This is a genomic window from Halomonas sp. NYA30 (assembly GCF_976980765.1).
This window is the reverse complement of the sequence record NZ_OZ334477.1, coordinates 4,284,689-4,305,776: the sequence shown is the minus strand read 5'-3', so window position 1 is coordinate 4,305,776 and position 21,088 is coordinate 4,284,689. Positions and strand designations below refer to the sequence as shown.

The following is a 21,088-nucleotide window of genomic DNA, read 5'->3' as shown; positions in this document are numbered from 1 at the left end:
TGCCAAGTGGCAAGCCCCGTTGCGTTTACCGCCCTCAGAAAGCGCGTGGCTAACCACCTGACCAGCCTAATAAAATCGGCACGTAGACGACCAGCAGCAACACCCCGATCAACCCCAGCAGGTAAGGAATGATGGCGCGGGTAATGCGCTCCAGCGGCAGCTGAGTAATCGAAGAGGCCACATAGAGATTGATCGCCACCGGCGGGGTAATCATGCCGATCGAAAGCCCCACCACGATAATCAAACCAAAGTGGATCGGATCAATGCCCAGCTGCAGCACCAGCGGTAACAGTACCGGCGTGAGGATAATCAGTGCACTGGCGGTTTCGATAAACACCCCGGTGAGCAGAATAATCCCCACGATCAGCAGCATGATTACGTAAGGGTTAGGCGAGAGCGACAGCACCGCCTGAGCAATCGCCCCCGGCACCTGCCAGCTGGAGAGCGTCCAGCTCAGCACCGCCGACATGGCAATCACCAGCATGATTACCGCGGTGGTCATCGCCGAACGGATCAGCAGCTTGTAAATCTGCGGCAGGTTCAGGTCACGATAGACAAACAGCGACACCAACATGGCGTAATTCACTGCCACGACCGCCGCCTCTGATGGCGTGAAGATCCCGGAGAAGATACCACCGAGAATGATCACCGGCGTCATCAACCCCCAACTGGCGTCTTTAAAGGTATGCCAGATGGTGGTCAGCGAGAGCGGTGTGCCCTTGGGATATTGGCGCTTGTAGGCCTGGGCAATCGCAATGGCCATCAACCCCAGTCCCATCGCCAGCCCCGGCAAAAAGCCGTTTAAAAACAGCTTGGAGACCGACTGCTGGGCGATAACGGCGTAGATGATCATTGGCACCGAGGGCGGGATCACCACTCCAATGGTGCCGCTGGCGGCGATCAAACTGGCCGCTGAGGCCGGGTCATAGCCTTTGCGCTTGAGCTCCGGCACCAGGCTGGACCCCACCGCCGCAGTGGTCGCTGCGCCAGAGCCGGAGATCGCCGCAAAGAACATGCCTGCCATCACCGAGACCACCGACAGCCCGCCGCGCATAAAGCCGACCAGCGAGTCGGCAAAGCTGACCAGCTTTTCGCTTACCTTGCCCTGGGCCATTAAATCCCCGGCGAGGATAAACATCGGGATCGCGACCAGTGCGAAGGAGTTGATGCCCTGGAACATCTGCTGGGTGACCACCATTAGCGGCACGCCGGATTGGTGCAGGGCATACAGCGTGCTGGCGCCAATCGCAAAGGCAATCGGCACGCCCAGCAGCATAAACAGGAAGAACAGCCCGAAGAGCAGCAGCGTCATAGCGGCTCCTCCTGAGCGTGATCCGTCTCGTCGCCCAGCAGCAGTTCAATGATATCGACCAGTGCGTACCACGCCATGATCGCCGCGCAGATCGGCATCACTGCGTAGACGTAGGTCATAGAAAGCCGCAGCGAGGCGGATTTCTGGAAGCTCTGCACCTGCATGTAGCGATAACCGATCACGATCAGGGTGATCATAAATGCCAACACGATCAGCAGGCCCGCGATGCGCGCGATTTGGCGCAGGCGGCCGGGCAGGGCATCCACCACAAAGGTCACGGCAATGTGCCGCCCGCGCTGAAACGCCAGGGTACCGGCCAGGAAGGTGATCCACACCAATAGAAAGCGGGCGACCTCTTCCGTCCAGCCGACGGCGGTGAACAGCACCCGGGAGACGATCTGCAGGGTAATCACCCCAATCAGGGCCGCCATGCCCGCAAAGACCACGGGCTGGATGATGGCATCCAGCCCGCGCTCGATTCGACGCAGCAGCTTTAACAGCGGTTGAGTCGTGGTGGTCACTTACTTGAGCGCCTCCTGAATGCGCGGCAGGTAATCACCGAACTGTTCGCCGTACTTCTCATACACCGGCGCCACGGCGGATTGGAAGGCTTCCATATCCGGATTATCGTTGATCTCCATGCCTGCATCGCGCAGCGCTTGCAGCTGTTCGCTCTCCATCTCAGCATTCACCTGACGCTCATGCTCTGCGGCTTCCTGGGCGGCCGTTAGCAGTACCTCTTGGGCCTGTTCTGGCAGCTGATTCCAGACAGGCATGCCCATCACAAAAATCGCCGGGGCGTAGGTGTGGCGCGAAAGGGTCACGTAGTTCTGGGTTTCATACAGGTTGAACGAGTGGATCACGTTCACCGGGTTTTCCTGGCCGTCGATGGTGCCTTGCTGCATGGCGGTAAGCGCTTCAGTCCATGCCATGGGAATGGCGTTAGCACCCAGCTCGCGGAAGGTATCGGTGTAAACCGGGTTTTCCATCACGCGAATGCGCAGGCCATCCAGGTCTTCCGGCGTATTAATCGCCCGCTCGCTGTTGGTCAGGTTACGGAAACCGCGCTCGGCGTACGCCATGCCTTTCAGGTTCACCTCAGAAAGCTTATCGAGCAGCTCCTGGCCAATCGGGCCATCGAGCACTTCGTAAGCGGCTTCCGGGGAGGGGAACAGGAACGGCAGTTCAAACACCGCCATTTCTTCCACAAAGTTGGCTACCGGCCCGTTGGTGATCACACCCATATCCACGGTGCCGATCTGCATGCCTTCCAGCAGCGTGCGCTCGTCACCCAGGGTGGCGTTGGGGAAAATCTCGATATCGACCTTGCCGTCGGTGCGTTCTTCCACCAGCTCTTCAAACTTGGTGGCGGCGATATGGAAGCCATCCTGCTCATTAACCACGTGGGCCAAGCGCAGGGTAACGGGGTCCATATCCGCAAAATCAGCGGCGTTCGCGGCGCTCACCAGCGCCAGAGAGATACCCAGTGCCAGCGTGCTACGTGCAAAAGTTTTCATATTATTGTGTTCCCGATTTTTCTAAGGTGCAGAAGTGCTTCCAAAGCATGCACTAGAGAAGGGAAAAGGGTCAATTGAACAAGCCCGCAAAACCGCTTCGCGGCTGGACACAGCCGCCCTGCACGGTTACGATACGCACCCACAAGCGCCCGTAGCTCAGTTGGATAGAGTATCGGCCTCCGAAGCCGAGGGTCGCAGGTTCAAATCCTGCCGGGCGCGCCATATATATCAAGGGCTTACGTTAACGCGTAGGCCCTTATTTTTTGTGGCACTGGTTGTCGTAACCACACTAGTAACCACAAAAGGCAATCCCAAAATCGTTACGTATCGGTGTTATTCGGTACCAGTACTAGCCACAAAAGTTTGGCAATGGACAGTCCGTTGCGCATCGTCACAGCTTTTGCATTTTGTATTTCCTGCCCTTTCCAGTTTTTATCCACAAAAGCCTTCGTAATACAGCTTGAGCTGGCCATAGATTAAACGGGTAGAGTTTGAACACTTCATTTGCGCCTTAGCTTGCGAAAGAGTTATAAGATGATCTTAATTTAAGCTTATGTTGCTGGAGCGTGCTCGGTGCATGATTCGTCGTTGTGTGATTTTATCGAGGCAAGATGGGGTAAAGAAGACGTTACCAAGATTGATCACGTGAGGATGGGGGGAGACAACAATGACAAAGGGAGCCGATATGAGGCTCTTTTCGCTGCCTTCTTGATCGCGAAGCATGAGACGGGAGGGTATGGGCACGAAGTAAGTGTCAGTGCTCAGGAAGAAGCTTGGGTAGACGATATATGTGTGCGTATTAGCGATCAGCGCAAAATTAATTACCAAGCGAAAAACTCAGCAGGGAATGCCGCCAGCTGGACCCCAGAGCTATCGGAGCGCTTCTCTAAGCAGCAAGTCATAGATACGGAATATCATGATTTTAATGAGGCTGAGCAAGTTTTGCTTGTCAGTTGTAAAAGTAAGTTTCAGAAAAATATGGAAAAAATACCTAATGACATGACTGTGTTCGCATCTTGTGAATTTTTTCCTTTTGTCGACCCAGCTACACATATTCTCTTTGAACACAGTCCGACCATAGAGGCTATATCCGACCTTTGTGCGGAGCCGAACCTTGATGAAATGCAGACTGCTTTGTTGGCGATAATGGCCCAGTGGGCGAATCAGCCGGCTGCTACACCTATAGGGGTCAGTGAATTGTTGGCAGAAGCCAAACGGCACGCAAGGCCTAATGTTTTTAAAGAGGTAGGCGGAAAAGAACCTCCCCAGTGGCTATTGGATATCACTGATCGGTTTCCTTCTGCTAGTATAAAGATGCAGTCTGGTGATTTTATGGTGAGTCTCAAAGGGCTAACAGTGAGGTTGCCAGGCTCACTGGCTCTGGAAAAGGTTCCTGATGAGATCAGGGACGTTTGTGACGAGCAGGAGCTAGTAGAGCTGCTATTTTGGTTATCCAGTAAGGCAAACCTGTAGAGGAGTTTTATATGCAAAACTCAAAGCGTGAAGGACGGAGCTACAGCGATACCGCTACTCTTGCTGCGCGCGAGGCTCTGCAGGATTTGCTTAACACCAGTAACAGCCGCGATATTCAAGGCTATCAGACCGCTATGTACAATCTTGGTAATTTACTAGGAGAGGATCTTGCCAAAAGCCCAGGTTTGGCTTCTGCCAAGACAGTGCTTGTCGTATCCACAGCAGAAGATGCTGACTTCTTAGCCAGCGGTGTCATCAAAGCTCTGAGTCATTCGCATGATATTCGGTACGCTGTTTTCTGGAATAATCACTCCTCCTTACCAAACAATAAAAGCATAGCGCCAGTGGTTAATAGTTATTATCAAGATGGATATGAAAATGCCGATTCTTTGGTGATCGTTAAGTCTATTATTTCAGGCAGTTGCGTCGTAAAAACAAATCTGATGAGATTGATGTCTCATAATAAGAATTTGTTGAAAAATGTGCATGTCGCTTCACCGGTAATGCATGTCGATGCAAAAAATAAGCTTAAATCTGAATTTCCGGCTTCGATCTCTGAGAAGTTTCATTTTTCTTACTTTGCCTTGGATTCCCATCAGTTAGATGGAACTGTCCTGCCGGGCATTGGTGGGCAAGTTTATCAGCTCCTTGGTCTTGATGATCAGCCAGCTAAAACTGGGTACGTACCTAACTTAGTCAAAAGACAGTTTGCTTCTAGTACGTTGTTAAACGCCTAATTTATTGACGCTTTTAAATTAGGCGTTTCTTCGCAGAAGCTTTTAATGTGTTTTTTGACTCATCATACAGCGCACGGTCGCAGCTACTAGCCTCTTAAGGCGTCTGTAATTTGCCATAAACTCATTTAGAAATGTTTTATTTATCATTTTCTATCCCTGATGGAAAATTTAGCTGTGAGTCACGCTCAAAAATTCGCGTCTCAATCCATTCAGCAACCTCGTTTTCAATCCAAGCTACTGCGCGCTCTGAGGTTTTAACTGCTTGTGGAAATTTTCCCGATTTTATTAGGCGGTATAGAGTTGATGTGCTGATACCGCACATTTGAAGTACTTGATTCTTTTTAATTAGTTTTTTCATTACTATACCTCCTTATAGTTGTGGTCCATTGAGTTTGTTTTTTCTTATATTTTCTTTTTTCAGGGTCTGGCTTTTCGTATTTTCATGTTTCTGAGCGAGTTCTCTTTTGCCAATCGAAGATAATTCGCCGCTGGGCTCAAAAAGACCACTATCCATCCATTTGTCTAATGTGAAAGCGAGATCGTTCCGCTTTATAGCAAATCTCCAGATGGACTTGCGTACATCTTTCTCCAGTAATGCAAGTTGTTTGGCTGATATCATTCTAATTTCGAAGGCCTTTCTTTCATTTTTGAATTCAATGTAGCTTTCTTGTTCTTTCCTTTTTATTTTTTCGTGTTGTTCTTTTTCTTTTTTTAAAAACTCTTTTGTTTTTCTAATGTTATCTGCAATTTTTTGTATTTTGTTAAATTCATCAGTTGAAAGCCCGGCAGTTAAGTTGTTAAGAACTAACTTGGTTTTTGAATGCTGTTTTCGCTCATTTTCGAGTGCTGACTCGGCGCGGCGAGCGGTTTCAGCCATCTCGGTCGCACGTTGCTTTTCGATGTCATGAAGAGAGGACTTAGCAATAGCAGGCTTATAGTGCTCATGAATCAGGTTGGTAATACGCTCAACGTATTCATCATCCGATTCTTTATTAATTAAAAATCCCTTTTTGTTTAGTTCTTTTGGGGATATCTCGATGTTTTTTGAAAGCCCCTTTATCAGTGCCTGATGAAAGTTTTTAGTCGTAACATGAGTTGCTGCTGAGTGTCTAAGGCCGCGTTTTAAATTGTGCTTTATGCCAACTTTTTCAGAAAATTCTGTTTGCAGATTTCTTAACTTTTCACGACTGCCGATGAAGTGGTAAGCACTTAATGATGTTTTTTCAGGGATGTTGTAAGTTTTGTTTTCACGAACTATCTTGCCGCCCTCTTTTTTGATAATAACGTTTCTTTGACGTTGTGAAGAAGGCCTTTCAATTAACGGTACAGCATAGATAACAAGGTGGGGTGTGTGCTCGTCTAACTGTACGTTTACGGCAATGATGTTTTCTTTTTTGTGCATTTTTTCGAAAAAATTAAGCGAAGATTTAAAATATTCTTTCCACTCAATAGTGCCTCCATTTTCAATAAATGCATCGTGATTTGCTGAAACAATATATTCAATTAAAAGAACTGAGTTTTTTCTTACCTGATCAGCAAGAGCAATACGATTTTCTGTAGCTACTCGCAATTCCTCTGGCGATGAAACTAGTCGCCAGTCTTCATTAAGATGAGTGCGTGCTACATTGGCGTGGGGCACTGGCGTAGTTCGCCACGTGTGGCCCGCACTCGCTCCAACTTTGCTCCACGTGTTGTGTTTGATCGCTCGTAAAATAATGCTGTGTGCTGCTGTAGTGCTCATTTTGTGATCCTCTTTGCACAATCACTATCCGAATTGGATAGTTATTTTTTTAAAGAGGGGTAGCAGCTTTAGGTTTTGTGAACCTGGATTCATAGAATAACCGCAGCACTTTGGACACCACGGTGGAGGCAGGAGGGTCAGCGCCGGTACCCTTCTCGGCTCACCGACCAAAGTGAAGCAGAGCATGGGATACCGACAGCTGACCCAGACCCAACGATACCAGATCCACGCCCGCTATGACTTGGGCGTGAGCCAGCGTCAAATCGGCAGAGAGCTAGGAATCCACAGCAGCACGGTCAGCCGTGAGCTGCGTCGTAACGCCACTTCTGGTGGCTACGACCCCGAGCAGGCCCAGTCCCTCAGTGATCACCGCCGCCGCACCGCCTGGAAGTGGACGAAGCGCTTGCCCAGCCTGATCACCGCCGTTGCCGACCGGCTGCGAGAGGAGTGGAGTCCGGAGCAGATCAGCGGCTTCATGGCACCGTTGGCCGGCATAGGCGTCAGTCACCAGTGGATCTACTCCTTGATCTGGGATGACAGAGCGCAAGGTGGCGATCTATGGCGGCACCTCCGCCAACCGAAGCGTCGCAGCAAGCATCGGGCTCAGGCCAAGAGCGCTGGGCTTGGCAAGATCCCCAGCCGCGTGGGCATTGAGCATCGCCCGGCAGAGGTCGATGCCAGGCTCGTCATCGGGCACTGGGAAGGCGACACCGTCATTCAGGGGCATAAGCAATCGGGGCTGGTGACGCTGGTAGAGCGCCGTAGCGGCTATCTGCTGGCGGCGAGGTTGCCCAGGGTCTCAGCGGAGCTGACGCAAGCGGCCATGATCCGGCTGTTGAAGCCTCGCCGGGGTGCTGTGAAGACCATCACCCTAGACAACGGCTCGGAGTTCGCCGGCCACATAGCCGTAGGCAAGGCGGTGACCGCAAAGACCTACTTTTGCGATCCCTACTGCTCTGGCCAGCGTGGGAGCAACGAGAATACCAATGGCTTGATACGGCAGTACTTCCCCAAGGGAACAGACTTCCGCCAGGTCACCGATGCCGAGCTGCGCAAGGTGGTCGAGAAACTAAACGACCGCCCTCGAAAGCGACTCGGTTACCGGACACCGGCACAGGTGTTTCTGGGGGAGTACTCAGGAGCCCTGGACACAGCAGGTGCTGCACTTATTGCTTGAATTCAGGAAAAAAAATAAAATAATTTATTTTATTTAAATATTTCAATTGCTTATGATTTTTTTAGATGCTGGTGTTCGCTTTAGGTGCAAATGGTCTAACGGCAAGAGGCTAGAGAGTACAAACTTCCTGAGTAGTCCATCCATGATAAAATCTATATGGGAGAGTACGAGCAACCGCTGCCTAAAGATAACCAAAATAATGGATAGTAAACTGTTGAAAAATATGGGATTTATGGCCAGAGAGGGCGGTGTGCACATTTCGCGCACGATGATGCTGTCCGAACTGACTACGCTGTTGAATTCAGTGGAAATAGACGCATCCCCAGATCAGTATAAGTCGGCGATTTGTGAGCAAAACTGCCTCGCAAAGCCTTCTGGGCGCTCGCGGCAGCTAACCGCTAGACACCTTACTGAGCTATATGGTCTCGACCCTGCAAATCCCATTTTTGCTGGGCTTCGGTATTTTTGGTGTCGGGATGTCGAGGCCCGTCCGCAGCTGGCTTTATTATCCGCAACCGCGCGAGATAGCCTGTTGCGCGGAGCAATCGTAGAGATACTCCAGCAGCCCCCTGGCACGGTGATCACGCGAGACTGGACCGAAAAGCTTATCGAAACTTGTTGGCCCGAACGTTTTAGCCCTGCTACGCGAAGATCTACAGCTCAAAATATTAATGGCACTCTCACTAAATCAGGTCATCTACGTGGTCATGTAAAGAAAGTACGCACACTCCTTGAACCTACGGCAGGCGCTGTGGCGTTTGCGATGTATCTTGCTTGGCTTCAAGGTGGGAGAGGCGAGCTATTGCTACAAAGCCCATATTGCAAGCTGCTGGACTGTGACACTGACCGCTTTTTAGCATTAGCTGCCAGCGCATCATCGCGCGGTTGGATGTTGATGCGGCGAGTGGATAACGTGATTGATGTCGACTTTCCCGCGCTTGCCCGCGTTGTTCAAAACGCGATGCAGACGTTTGAGGGAGAGGGCTAATGTACAAGGAGGGGCATGATGAGTAAGGTTAAGCGCTTAGTTGGATCTTACGGACGCTTTATCGCACTGCCATGGCGTGAAGACGCGGCAGCAGGACAGCGTGTGGTGTTTTGTGTCTACCCAGAAGCGGAAGAGCTGCGACTACGTGCCAATCGGGATGAGTTCGAACTGGTCACGCGGCAGCATGGGCACGAATGGTTGACGTTTGACCTGACCGATACTTTCGCGCAATGGATGGCTGAGCAAGAATATGCCGATGCGTTTTTCGAAATGCCAGATCAGCTTAAGCTGATAGACCATCACTACCTGGAATGGCTGGAAGAGCGCTTTGCTACCACGTTAACGACTAATGATGTAACACCTAACCATGTCGTCGCGCTTTACGGTGTAGGCAGTCTGTTTGGTTTTCTGAGAGTCAAAACAGTCGTGGATAAATTTGCCCCCTACGTTTCTGGCAGGCTCGTTGTGCTGTTTCCCGGCAGCTTTGAAAATGATAACTACCGGCTGTTAGACGGCTACGATGGCTGGAATTACCTGGCCACGCCGATCACTATCGACAGTGCTCATTAATACCTCGGTACCTCTTCAACCACACGATTCACCGCATAGGAAGGACGCATGCTCAATCGCGATATCTACGCTAAGGACCCATCCCAACAGCAGTTGGAGAATGAGGGCGTCGCTTATGTCAATGATGACACCAGTGAACGCGCGCAAAAGGTACTGCGTTACGAGCTGGAGACCTTCGTTTGTGACGGGCAGTACGCCAAGGGAATGCGGGATATTCTTGATACCTATTTGCGTAACCTAAGCAATGGTGCATCACAGCAGCCAGGCGTGTGGATCAGTGGCTTTTTCGGCTCTGGTAAATCGCACCTAGCGAAAATGCTGCGCAATCTCTGGGAAGACACCATCTTTGCCGATGGCGCCACGGCAAGAGGCATTGCCCACCTTCCGCAGGATATTCAGGATCTATTCAAGGAACTATCGACACAAGGGAAGCGCCATGGTGGTATATTTTCAGCCTCTGGCACGTTAGGCACCAGTTCTCGGGATACCAGCGCCAGGATGGCATTGCTATCCGTTATCTTCCGCTCTGCAGGCTTGCCCTCTAAATATCCCGCTGCTCGCTTTGTCATGTGGCTGAGGGATGAGGGCATTCTGGAAGATGTTAAGGTGGCGATCGAAGCAGCAGGTAAACGGTGGCATAAAGAAATTGAAATGTTCACCGTATCGACGTTGGTTCACCGAGCGTTAGTAGAAGCCAAGCCAGAACTTTTCAGTAGTACGCAGGCATGTGCCATGACGCTGATGAATCTCTACCCCAATGTGGATGATGTCAGCAGCGACGATATGATCAGCTCAATACGTCAGGCAGTAGGACATGACGGTAAAATGCCGTTGACGCTAGTCGTTCTGGATGAGGTTCAGCAGTATATCGGCACCGACGGTCAGCGTTCTATAGAAGTGCAAGAAGCCATAGAAGCGTGCTGTAAAAAGATTGGTAGCAGCATGATAGTGATTGGCACCGGCCAGACCGCCATCACGGGTACCAGCAATCTCGCGCGATTGCAGGGTCGTTTTACGACGCGTATCGAGCTGTCGGACGCCGATGTTGATGCCGTTATTCGGCAAGTGCTGCTCGCTAAGAAGCCAGAAGCAAAAACATCCGTGCAGCAGGTAATGGACAACAATGTTGGCGAGATTTCGCGCCATCTCTCTGAATCTTCCATTGCTCATCGGCAGGATGATACCCAGCATTTCGCCCAGGATTATCCCATCCTGCCGGTACGTCGGCGCTTCTGGGATGCAGCGCTACGTGTACTAGACCAAACTGGTACCGACAGCCAGCTTCGCGGCCAGCTAAGCCTTATCCACGCAGCGATAAAAACTAACTTAGACGAACCGCTTGGCAACATCATTGCGGCCGATTATCTCTACTTTAATCTCTCAGATAAGCTACTGCAGTTTCGTATGCTGCCTCGCCGTTTGCACGATGCAACGCAGCGCTGGAGAAGCGGCAATGAAGCAGAGCAGCTGATGGCACGCGCTTGTGCGATTGTGTTCTTGATCAATAAAGTAGCCAGTACGAATACCGAGCTGGGCCTGCACCCAACGCTCAACAATATTGCTGACTTGTTAGTGGATGATCTAAAAGCAGGCAGCAGCACACTGCGTAGCCAATTGCCAGGGTTACTGGATGATTGTGAGTTCATCATCAAGGTAGGGGATGAATATCGTATTCAAACCGAGGAGAGTGCTGCTTGGAATGACGCTTTTCTTAGCCATAAGAGCACGCTGGGTAATGCCACGCATCAAATTGAAACTGAGCGCGATGATCTCATTCGTCGGCACTTTGGTCAGCAGGTAGGTAACCTTACGCTGCCTCACGGCGATGCCAAAGTGCCTCGGCCGCTGTCGCCAATTTTTGATATTGCGTTGCCTAACGATGCGAACGAAAAGCTCTATGTGTGGGTACGAAATGGTTGGTCGGATGATGTTAGCCAATTGCGTGCCGATGCTCGCCAGGCAGGGTCAGACTCTCCCACGTTGTTTGTCTTTATCCCTAAGCGCTCTGCTGATGAGCTACGCAATCAGTTGATTGAATTTAGAGCGGCTACGGCAACACTAGAAACCCGCGGCACACCAGGGACTCCCGAAGGGCAAGAAGCGCGCGGGGCGATGCAAACCACGCAAAATAGTTCGCAGCGCCGCATTAAAGAGCTATTGGACGATGCATTTAGCGGTGCCCAGGTGTTTCAGGGGGGTGGCAATGAAATTATGGGTGCCACGCTACGAGACGCCATCTTAGAAGGTGCTGAGAACGCGTTAACTCGTCTGCACCCCAAGTTTCATCTAGCAGATCATGCAAGTTGGGACAAAGTGTATGCCAAAGCGAAGCAGGGCGCCCCCGATGCGCTGAGTGCTATTGGCTACGATGGTGAACCGCCGTCTCATCCTGTGTGTAAAGCGATTCTCAGTTACTTAGCTAACGGGAAAAAGGGCGGCGAGATACGCGAACATTTTGAGTATGGCGATTTTGGCTGGCCCCAAGATGCAATTGATGGTGCGCTACAAGTTTTGTTGGTCGCAGGCCAAATTCGAGCGGCAGATAATACCGCCCCACAAGAGCTTGATAGGCGGGCAATCGGTAAAACGGACTTCCGTATTGAAGCCACCACCCTTTCCGCCGGTGAGCGCATCAAAATTCGTAAAGTGATGCAGAAGCTCAGCGTGAACCCTAAGTCTGGGGAGGAGTCTTCCAAAGCTCCTGAGTTTGTTGCACAGCTACAAGCACTAGCAGAGAAAGCGGGGGGCGAAGCTCCACTGCCAGAAAAACCCAATGTGGATGCGCTCGATGCCGTTCGCTTAAGTAGTGGTAACGACCAGCTGAAGGCGATCGTCACCAACCAGGATGAGCTGCTCAATGCCATTGAAACCTGGCAGGCCACGGCTGAGAAGATTACGCAACGCCGACCAGCATGGGGAACGCTTAAACAGCTTGCTGATTACGCGAAAGGGCTCCAAGGAGCTGAACCCTTACTCGTTCAGGTGGAGCAAATTCGAGCACACCGCTCCTTGCTAGATGACCCTGACCCCGTGCAGCCGTTGTTAGCGAGCCTGGCCCAACAATTCCGAGAGGTGTTTAACGACCTCCAGCAGCGCTATGAGAGTGAGCACGCCACTGGTATGCAACGTTTAGAAGCAGACGATAACTGGCAACAGCTGAGCGACACGACTTGCTTGCTACTAAACGCCTGACAGCAGCTGATGCCCCTGCCATTAGCCTAGGCTCAACAGCGGAGGTGCTGGACACCTTAAGCCATGTACGCCCTGATGCCTTAGCGGATCGCATTGCTGCACTTTCCAGCCGGTTTGACGACGTGCTAGTGAAAGCGGCCGAAGCGATGGAGCCAGAAATTCAGTTTGTTCAATTACCCCGCCGCACGCTGAAAAGTGAAGATGATATCGAGGCTTGGCTTGAGGATGCCCGTCGAGACTTACGCGATGCCCTCCAGAATGGACCGGTCATCACCCAGTAGGAGCGCAAGGGCATGAGAACACAACGCGACGTCGAAGCGCTGCTAGACGAAATAGAGCACTGTATTGCTGACGACCTAGAAGACCAGGATCTGGATTTTAAACAGTGGGATACCAGCAGTCGTGATAAGGCGGTACAGAAGGTTGTGCAGATGGCGGTTTGTATGACCAATGGCGGTGGCGGTACCGTCGTATATGGCGTGGCAGACAAAGTAAAAGGACGTGAAAGCGCCGTACTGGGTGTGCCACTGGAAATCGACGTAAATATGTTAAAGCGAGCCGTTTACGACCAAACGGATCCGCATATCATGCCCGTTTTTGAAGAGCTACATGTACCAGAAGGCACTGGCCGAGTGCTGATTATGCAGGTGCATCCTGGCATGCCGCCCCATACAGATACCAAAGGCGGTGGCACCGTGAGGGTCGGCAAAGACTGCCAGCCACTTACCGGCACAATGCGCCGCAAAATTGGCGTCGAGACCGGTGAAACCGACTACACCGCCGAGGCCATTGGTCGCGTTGATGAAAGTCTGCTTTCTCCGGTGGCGATGGAGGCACTGCGCACCCTAGCGCAACGTGAACGAGCGCCCGAAGAGTTGCTGCGTCGACCAGATATAGAACTGCTAGATACGCTGGGATTAATACGCAAGGGACAGCTGACCAGAGCCGCCATTCTATTGGCGGGTACTGAGGCGGCATTGCGCGAGCATGTACCGGGGTATCTGTGGACGTTTCTGCAGATGCAGTCCGATACCGTCTATGGAGTGCGTGAAGACCGAGTGAGCGCTATTCCTATCTCTGTTCAGCGTATTGAAGATCTGTTGGTACCCTTTAATCCTATTACCACCGTGGAACAGGGCATGTTCCACTTCGAATACCGCACTTGGCCAGAAATAGCCGTACGCGAGGCATTAATGAATGCCTTCTGTCACGTAGATCTACGCATTGCTGGCCCTGTGATGGTCAAGCTTTACCCGCAGCGTCTGGAAATTAGCAACAACGGTGGGTTTATTGCGGGTATCAGAGAGAACAATATCCTTCACCACCAGCCAGCGGCACGTAACCCCTTGCTAGTGGATGCCTTGGTTAAACTGCGCTTGGTAAACCGGACAAACCTCGGCGTAAGCCGTATGTATTCAGCCATGCTGATGGAAGGTAAAGAACCGCCGGTGATTCGTGAAATCGGGGAGTCCGTTGCGGTAATTTTCCACCAACGCGAGATTAATGCCGTATTCCGGCAGTTTGTGGCTGAAGAAAGCCAAAGTGGCCGATCTTTAGGGGTCGATCAGTTACTGCTACTGCAATACCTCCTTCAGCACGCTGAAATGGACACTGCCACGGCCGCAGGTCTTTGCCAACGCAGCGAAGCCGAGACACGTGAATTGCTTGCGCGCATGGAACAACAGAGCTACGTAGAGCACGGCGGCAGTGGCCGTGGTGCCTACTGGAGTCTCTACCCAGCACTGTACACGCGGTTGGTGGCCGACGGTAATACAGATAAACGCCGCCGTATCGATTGGGAAGCCGCCAAAACACGGGTGCTAAGTGTTCTCAAAGACCGTGCCCAGCGTGGTGAAGAGGGCCTGCAAAACGCCGAAATCCGCCACATGACACGTTATACCCGCAACCAGGTAGGGCAGCTGATGCAAGAGCTGACAAGCGAGACTGGGCAGGTGGAGCAAAAAGGACGTGGCGCCGGCTCTCGCTACTATTGGATACCACCCGCATCTTAATGCACGGGTAATTGCCCTTCGGGCATTTCCCGTGCATTTAATCCAAGAATTGCACGTGAATTGCACGCTAGTGCAATTCCAAGCAACGCAACATTTTTCGGCACACGCCTGCCGACAGTGACAGGGAAGAAGCATCATTATGCAGCCACTCGATAAAACACTCCGTAATCAGCTCGATCGCACCGTTCGTAAAGCACGCCCAGTGGCCGAGCAGGCCGCTGGGGCCGCACTAGAGCAGCTGGGTGTAGGCGAGGAAAGTGCCCCTAGCTATTTAAATGACAACCAGCGTGCCCTGCGCCGCCGATTGCGTGCCCACGCCCGCAGCCTCGGCGACCCGCTACAGGAAGGTGCCCAGTCCATTACCCGGTTAATTAGTGAAATTGCCTACGAGCACTGGCACCGTATGTTGTTCGCCCGCTTCCTGGCCGAAAATGAGCTGCTGATGTACGACGGAGTGGCGGTCACTTTGGAAGAGTGCGAGGAGTTGGCGGAAGAGGAAGGCCATCCGAGTGGTTGGGCCTTAGCCGCCAAACTGGCCAGTACCATGCTGCCCCAGGTGTTTCGCGTTGATAGCCCGGTGTTTGAAGTCACTTTGGCCGCCGAGTATCAGCGCGAGCTGGAAGACTTGTTGGCCGAGCTGGCTGTGGAAGTCTTCCACGCCAGCGACAGCCTGGGCTGGGTCTACCAGTTCTGGCAGACCGACAACAAGGAGCGCATCAACCGCTCCGAGGTAAAGATCGGTGCCGACGAGCTGCCCGCCGTCACCCAGCTCTTCACCGAGCCCTATATGGTCAGCTTCCTACTGGATAACAGCCTGGGCGCTTGGTGGGCCGCCCGCCGCCTGTCGGAAACCGACTTGGCCAATGCCGAGAGCGAGCAGGAGCTACGCGACAAGGCCAGCCTGCCCGGCGTGCCGCTGGAGTACCTGCGCTTTGTCAGAGACGAAGAGGCCGGCCACTGGACACCCGCCGCCGGCACCTTCGACGCTTGGCCAGAAAGCCTCGCCGAGCTAAAAACGCTGGACCCCTGCTGCGGCAGCGGACACTTCCTGGTCGCCGCCCTGCTGATGCTGGTACCCATGCGCATGGAGCTGGAAAGTTTAAGCGCTTGCGATGCCGTGGATGCCGTGCTGCGCGACAACCTGCACGGCCTGGAAATCGACCAGCGCTGCGTAGAACTCGCTGCCTTTGCTTTGGCCCTTACCGCCTGGCGCTACCCCGGCACTGGCGGTTATCGCAAGCTGCCCGAGCTGCACCTGGCTTGCTCCGGCCTATCCATCAGCGTGGCCAAGGAGGAGTGGAAGGCATTAGGGCTGGGTAAGAAAAACCTCACCATCGCCCTGGACTGGCTCTACGACAGCTTCAAGGATGCCCCCATCCTTGGCAGCCTGCTCGACCCCACCCGCACCAGCGCCGCCAAGGTTGCCCAGTGGAGCGAGCTTTCCGAGGCGCTCAATCAGGCACTCGCACAGGAGGGGAGTGAGGAACAGCATGAAACTGCGGTGACTGCTCAGGGACTGGCTAAAGCGGCTACCCTTTTGGGAGATCGCTACCACTGGGTAATTACTAATGTACCTTTTAAAGAGACAAAGCAACTTGGCAATACGGCACAGTCATTTATTGCTGAGCATTTTTCCTTAGGACAAGCAAACTTAGCTACAGCTTTTCTATTAAGAATTTATGGCTTTCTAACCTGGATTTCTCATAGTACCTCAGCCAGTACCGCACTCAGGCTGTAACACCGCTAAACACCTACTGGCTCGACTTACATCGGCTACTTTTTAACCACTTTCCGGCGTTCAGACACACTTCCCCCTTTCCCCCATTGCTTCGGGCCGGGGGCGCCCGAGCAGTCAGTTAGGAACCAACCGCCTGACGAGATCGGATAGCGCCGTTTTATAGGGGTAGCTGTCACTCATGAGTACTCGGATTCGACGCGTATTGCGGATGATGACCGCGCCTACTTTGATGAGCTTGAGCCTCAGGTTGCTCGGACTCATGCGCGCGAAGGGCGTGTGCTTCAGATAAGTCCGTAACCGCTCGAACAGCGTATAAGCGAAGCCCGACAAGATCAGCCGCCACTGATTGGCCCACCAGTGCGTGCTGGAGGTCCGGTCAGCAAACAGGCTCAGTTGTTGATCCTTGATCCGGTTCTCCATGTCACCCCGGGCACAGTACTGCTCGTAGTAAAGCTTGAAGCCATCATCGTAACGGGAACTGATGATAAACCGGGGATTAGAGCCTAACTCGCCTTCTTCTAGGCGGGCCACCACCCAGCGTGAGTATTTCCAGGAGTGGGCTTGATACTGGAAGCGGAACGTCCCCGCTACTTTCCCTCCCACCTGCCATTGGGTCTTGCGCACCAGCATCATGGGGACGTCCACTTCCTTGAGCAGCCGGCTGTTCTTGGCGATTCCCACGATGTAGTCGACGTGATGCCGATCACACCAGTTCAGCATCCGGGGACGACAAAAGTGGCTATCACCTCGTAACACGATGCGCGTATCGGGCCAGTATTGACGGATAAAGCGTACCAGTAAGGCGAGGATCGCCCAGCTATGGCGGCTGTCGCTGCGGTCACTGGTGCGCAGATAGCTCACCAGTAAGTGGCGCCCACAGAAGACATACAGTGGGAAGTAGCAGTGGTGATCGTAATAACGGTTAAAGAACTTGCCGGGTTGCTCGCCATGCACGGGGATGTCGGTGCCATCAAAGTCCAGCACGATCTCCTTTGGTGGTTCGTCATGCTGTTCAATGAAGTGATGCCACAGCAACTCATGGGCCTTCACTATTGCTTGCCGATCGGCGTTCTGCTCCACCCGGCACAGCGTCGACTTGCCTGCCAGCGTATCCTCTTCACCGAGCGCTGTCTGAAGGGCCTGATCATAGCGCAGGGCCTCATGGTCGTTGAAATCTTCATAGCCAGCGGCGACACCGAACACCCGCTGACGAACCAAAGTGTCGAGCTTATGACGAACCTGTTCCGGTGCGCGGGGATCATGAAGCACGGCGGCCAAGCGGCGTGTCAGGCGATGCTGTTTATCGACTTCACGAAGCAGGAGTAATCCGGCGTCCGACGTAATGTGGCCCCCGGAGAAGTCGGCTTCAATTTGGCGGCGTGAGAGTGGCGAGAAGGTCAGCTTTTCAGGTACCATTTTGGAAGCGGCTGTTGGTGCTTGATGGATTGGTTAGGTTCTTGAAATCATAGCACTTTCAGCCGCTTTCTTTTATACCCTGTGAGAAATCCGGGCTAGGCATTCATTAAACCGAGTGTTGCACTTGAAGTTGGAGACCGCCCTGTATGAGTGATCCTCGGATCGTATATGGACTCCCCGTTTGCCAGCATGAGGCACGATAGGCGGTAGGTACGACTGCACACGTATATCCGGTCTTATGAAAGATGCCAACGGCATCGGATCCTAATGGGCTATTCGCACGTCAGCTCCCATTCGCTTACACGAGCTCTATGGCTCAGCGATCCACAGGGGTTTTCTGACGTCGGTTCGACCTGTTCGCCATCTAGCAGCATGCTCAGCAATCGTTGATGGTGGGGTGCCTCAGGTTTCCGGTGCTACGCCGCCTGCGATGCCAGGTCGGGGTCATAGGCCTTGTCGTGGCGTGTGATCGCCCAGGCGAGGCGAGCCGTCTTGTTGGCCAGCGTGATGACCACGACATTGGCGTGCTTGCGTTGGGCCAGTGCCTGACCCAGTGGCTGAGGTTGTCCTCCCGGCCTTCGCTCCATCGCAGTGCCGTGCGAGCCCCATGAACCAGCAAGGTGCGCAGATAACAGTCGCCGCGCTTGCTGATGCCCAGCTGGCGGTCGCGCCCGCCGGTACTGTGTTGTCGCGGTGTCAGCCCCAGCGAGGCGGCAAAATCGCGGCCGCGTTTGAAGGCTTGAGCATCGCCCAGGGCGCCGGTCAATGCACTGGCGGTCAATATGCCGACGCCGCGTAGGGTCATCAGGCGCCTGGCGACGGGGTCAGTCTGGGCGTGGCGCTCAATGCGTTCTGTCACCGTGACGATGCGGTCATCAAGGTGGCGAAGATCCTCGGCGAGACTCGGCAACAAGACACGAAAGTCGTCGGTCAAGCCGTTCTCGGCATCCTCCAGCCAGCGTGGCAAGGCCGCGCGCAGCTGGCCAATGCCGGTGGGCGCCACCAGCCCGTACTCGCCGATCAGGCCACGAATCTGGTTGGCCTTGGCGGTACGCTGCTGAACCAGTTCACTGCGTGCCGCCTGAACATCCTGCTGGGCGACCGTCTTGACGGCGACGAAGCGCATGTGAGGCCGGTTCATGGCCTCGCAGATCGCTTCGGCATCCACGCGATCGTTCTTGTTACTCTTGACGTAGGGCTTCACGAACTGGGCGGCGATCAGCTTGACGTGGTAACCGCGCGCCTGCAGCACGCGTGCCCAATGATGGGCGGAGGCACACGCTTCCATGCCGATCTCGGCGCCCGCGGGGACGCGCTTGACGATGGCATCCAGCCACTTGTCACGCTGGTACTTGCCGCGCCATTGAACCTGATCATGGCGATCGACGCCGTGGACATGAAAGACGGACTTGGCAATATCGACACCAACGCGTGAAATGCTCATGGGATGCGCTCCTCAGCCGGTGACCTCACCCTCTCAGTATGGCGCACCGGCGCCGGTAGAGGGTGGGGAGGAATCCATCCCATTGTTTACGGATGAACTCCTGGCGCTTGTCATCGCACATCTGCCCGGTGCGGGTCAGGAACTCGATGGCAACCTCCCACTCCGCCTGGGTGAGCTCGACCTCCCTGATGAAACCGTGCAGGTGCTTGACCAGTGAGGCCATCACCTCACGCAGGCGGGGAGTCACCTCATCGCCCATGCGGGCGTTGACCGCCTCGACGGAGCGCTCTTCGGTGAAGTAATCAATCTGTGACATTTGGCGTTCCTCTCCTTGGGCCCGCCTTGGCAGGCTCCTATACTTTATTCAGGGTTGGCACCGCTCCAGGCTCGCTGCAGCAGTTCACGAACGGCGTCACGCTCAACAGGCTGGGGGTTCCAGTAGGGGGTCTTCACGGCTAGGTCGGCGGCACGATCCAGGTCGGATTCGGCCAACCCCAGCTCCTTGAGCGCCAGAGGCGCCCCGAGTGACCTGGCGAAGTCATGCAGGCCAGTGCCCAGCTCACCGCCGAACAGCTCGGGGGCCGGTGCCAGCACATCCGCCGCGGCGCGGGCGTTGTAGGCGACGGTATGCGGCAGCATGATGGCGTGGGTCTCGGCATGGGGCAGGTCGAAGCTGCCGCCGAGGGTGTGACACAGCTTGTGGTGCAGTGCCATGCCTACCGTGCCCAGCACGGTGCCACACAGCCATGAGCCGTAGAGAGCGTTGCTGCGGGCCTCTACATCACCGGGGCGTTCGACGATGACCGGGAGGGCCTCCTTAAGGCCGCGGATCCCCTCCAGCGCAATCAGTGCCGTGATGGGATTGCGGTCCTTGGCATAGAGGCCTTCGACGGCATGGGCCATGGCATTTAGCCCGCTAGTCACGCTCATACCCACCGGCAACCCCAGGGTCAGGTTAGCGTCATAGATCACCACCTCGGGCAGGATCGAGGCGTCCTTGACGGTAGTCTTCACGCCCTCCTCGGTCTGGCCCAGGATCGGCGTAGCCTCGGAGCCGGCATAGGTGGTGGCCACCACCACCTGAGGAGCGCCATTGCGGTAGGCAATCGCCTTGCCCAGGCCGATGGTCGAGCCGCCACCCAGGGCGACCACGCAGTCGGCCCCCACCTCGGCGTAGGCCGCCACGGCCTGCACGGTGACCGCCACCGGCGTGTGCATGGCGGCTTCACTGAAGACGCCAGCGCCCAGCTCACCCAGTTCATGGTTGAGCCGCTCGGCATCCTCGCGCTGGAAAGGGGTAGAGAGCACCAAGGCTCGGGAGCCACCAAGCTGGCGAATCTCGTCAGTTACCTTGGCCAAGCTGCCAGGGCCGAACACGATGCGAGCCGGGTTGGCGGTATAGATGAAGTCGTGTGACATCATAATCTCCAGGGGAAAATTATTATCGATCGTGGCTCAGGCGCAGCGACTGGTCTGATGGTTCGGTGCCTGCATGTGTAGCTGCAGCATGACTTCATCGCACTGCCGGCGCAGCGCTTCTGGTGAACTAGAGGCGGCTAAGTAGTAGTCGGGGCGAACCATCACGTAGGTGACATCGATCTCGTTGAACCAGCGCGCATAGGTGCCATCCGAGTCCTCGGCGTCACATGGAGTGCTAGGAGCTCCCAGGGTCACGGCGCGCCCTCTCAGCAGGCTTAGCTGTTCAAGCCGAGCCGCATTTAGCGCCGCTTCCGGCGATGCCCCGAGGCCGATCACCATCCACCACCCCACA

18 protein-coding genes, 1 tRNA gene and 1 pseudogene are annotated in these 21,088 nt (G+C 54.1%); 10 read left to right on the top strand and 10 right to left on the bottom strand.

Annotated elements, in window-relative coordinates; translation table 11 throughout:
• Positions 1–49: 49 nt before the first annotated feature.
• From ACWI0H_RS19920 to ACWI0H_RS19910, 3 genes are read right to left on the bottom strand one after another with little or no spacing between them, the layout of a single operon-like run.
• Complete coding sequence (locus tag ACWI0H_RS19920) at positions 50–1,312, bottom strand: TRAP transporter large permease (RefSeq protein ID WP_485874332.1); 1,263 nt, start codon at positions 1,310–1,312, stop codon at positions 50–52.
• Entirely contained in the window at positions 1,309–1,833 is a 525-nt protein-coding gene (locus tag ACWI0H_RS19915; protein WP_485874331.1) for a TRAP transporter small permease, read from the bottom strand. The genes ACWI0H_RS19920 and ACWI0H_RS19915 overlap by 4 nt, the downstream gene beginning before the upstream one ends.
• A complete protein-coding gene (locus ACWI0H_RS19910; RefSeq protein ID WP_485874330.1) occupies positions 1,834–2,829 on the bottom strand; it encodes a TRAP transporter substrate-binding protein in 996 nt (331 codons plus the stop codon).
• A gap of 145 nt (positions 2,830–2,974) precedes the next feature.
• Between ACWI0H_RS19910 and ACWI0H_RS19905 the strand changes: the two genes are divergently transcribed.
• The 3 genes from ACWI0H_RS19905 (at position 2,975) to ACWI0H_RS19895 (ending at position 5,039) form a co-directional block, all read left to right on the top strand.
• Positions 2,975–3,051, top strand: a tRNA-Arg gene (locus tag ACWI0H_RS19905).
• A 351-nt stretch (positions 3,052–3,402) separates the two neighbouring features.
• Positions 3,403–4,302: a hypothetical protein gene (locus tag ACWI0H_RS19900; protein ID WP_298969083.1), complete on the top strand. Its 900-nt coding sequence runs from the start codon at positions 3,403–3,405 to the stop codon at positions 4,300–4,302.
• An 11-nt stretch (positions 4,303–4,313) separates the two neighbouring features.
• Complete coding sequence (locus tag ACWI0H_RS19895) at positions 4,314–5,039, top strand: hypothetical protein (protein ID WP_485874329.1); 726 nt, start codon at positions 4,314–4,316, stop codon at positions 5,037–5,039.
• A 136-nt stretch (positions 5,040–5,175) separates the two neighbouring features.
• On the opposite strand, the gene ACWI0H_RS19890 is transcribed toward ACWI0H_RS19895, so the two are convergent.
• On the bottom strand, positions 5,176–5,397 hold the full coding sequence (locus ACWI0H_RS19890; protein WP_485874328.1) for a helix-turn-helix transcriptional regulator: 222 nt from the start codon (positions 5,395–5,397) through the stop codon (positions 5,176–5,178).
• 12 nt (positions 5,398–5,409) lie between these two features.
• Positions 5,410–6,780 (bottom strand): MobV family relaxase, encoded by a 1,371-nt coding sequence (mobV, locus tag ACWI0H_RS19885; RefSeq protein ID WP_485874327.1) that lies wholly within the window; start codon positions 6,778–6,780, stop codon positions 5,410–5,412.
• A gap of 184 nt (positions 6,781–6,964) precedes the next feature.
• On the opposite strand from mobV, the gene ACWI0H_RS19880 reads away from it, so the two are divergent.
• From ACWI0H_RS19880 to ACWI0H_RS19850, 7 genes are all read left to right on the top strand, one after another.
• Complete coding sequence (locus ACWI0H_RS19880) at positions 6,965–7,957, top strand: IS30 family transposase (RefSeq protein WP_301395690.1); 993 nt, start codon at positions 6,965–6,967, stop codon at positions 7,955–7,957.
• A gap of 199 nt (positions 7,958–8,156) precedes the next feature.
• Positions 8,157–8,945: a hypothetical protein gene (locus ACWI0H_RS19875; RefSeq protein WP_485874326.1), complete on the top strand. Its 789-nt coding sequence runs from the start codon at positions 8,157–8,159 to the stop codon at positions 8,943–8,945.
• Between the two features lie 15 nt (positions 8,946–8,960).
• Positions 8,961–9,515 (top strand): BREX protein BrxB domain-containing protein, encoded by a 555-nt coding sequence (locus tag ACWI0H_RS19870; protein WP_485874325.1) that lies wholly within the window; start codon positions 8,961–8,963, stop codon positions 9,513–9,515.
• Between the two features lie 48 nt (positions 9,516–9,563).
• Positions 9,564–12,707 carry a BREX system P-loop protein BrxC gene (gene brxC / locus ACWI0H_RS19865; protein WP_485874324.1) on the top strand — a complete coding sequence of 1,048 codons (3,144 nt, stop codon included), beginning with the start codon at positions 9,564–9,566 and terminating at the stop codon, positions 12,705–12,707.
• Positions 12,686–12,988 (top strand): hypothetical protein, encoded by a 303-nt coding sequence (locus tag ACWI0H_RS19860; protein WP_485874323.1) that lies wholly within the window; start codon positions 12,686–12,688, stop codon positions 12,986–12,988. Before brxC ends, ACWI0H_RS19860 begins: the two co-directional genes overlap by 22 nt.
• A gap of 12 nt (positions 12,989–13,000) precedes the next feature.
• Positions 13,001–14,719: an RNA-binding domain-containing protein gene (locus tag ACWI0H_RS19855; RefSeq protein WP_485874322.1), complete on the top strand. Its 1,719-nt coding sequence runs from the start codon at positions 13,001–13,003 to the stop codon at positions 14,717–14,719.
• Between the two features lie 139 nt (positions 14,720–14,858).
• Positions 14,859–16,457 carry a DNA methyltransferase gene (locus ACWI0H_RS19850; RefSeq protein ID WP_485874321.1) on the top strand — a complete coding sequence of 533 codons (1,599 nt, stop codon included), beginning with the start codon at positions 14,859–14,861 and terminating at the stop codon, positions 16,455–16,457.
• Positions 16,458–16,571: 114 nt separating this feature from the next.
• On the opposite strand, the gene ACWI0H_RS19845 is transcribed toward ACWI0H_RS19850, so the two are convergent.
• The 5 genes and pseudogenes from ACWI0H_RS19845 to ACWI0H_RS19825 all read right to left on the bottom strand — a co-directional run bounded on the left by ACWI0H_RS19845 (position 16,572) and on the right by ACWI0H_RS19825 (position 21,075).
• The gene (locus ACWI0H_RS19845; protein WP_035565795.1) at positions 16,572–17,873 is read right to left on the bottom strand and encodes an IS1380 family transposase; all 1,302 of its coding nucleotides are present in this window, start codon (positions 17,871–17,873) and stop codon (positions 16,572–16,574) included.
• Positions 17,874–18,289: 416 nt separating this feature from the next.
• A pseudogene (locus ACWI0H_RS19840) lies at positions 18,290–19,317 on the bottom strand (IS110 family RNA-guided transposase).
• Between the two features lie 25 nt (positions 19,318–19,342).
• Complete coding sequence (locus ACWI0H_RS19835) at positions 19,343–19,633, bottom strand: dioxygenase (RefSeq protein ID WP_035562932.1); 291 nt, start codon at positions 19,631–19,633, stop codon at positions 19,343–19,345.
• Between the two features lie 44 nt (positions 19,634–19,677).
• Positions 19,678–20,739: a maleylacetate reductase gene (locus tag ACWI0H_RS19830; RefSeq protein WP_485874320.1), complete on the bottom strand. Its 1,062-nt coding sequence runs from the start codon at positions 20,737–20,739 to the stop codon at positions 19,678–19,680.
• Positions 20,740–20,772: 33 nt separating this feature from the next.
• Positions 20,773–21,075, bottom strand: a complete 303-nt coding sequence (locus ACWI0H_RS19825) for a hypothetical protein (RefSeq protein WP_035562938.1) — start codon at positions 21,073–21,075, stop codon at positions 20,773–20,775.
• Positions 21,076–21,088 lie beyond the last annotated feature (13 nt).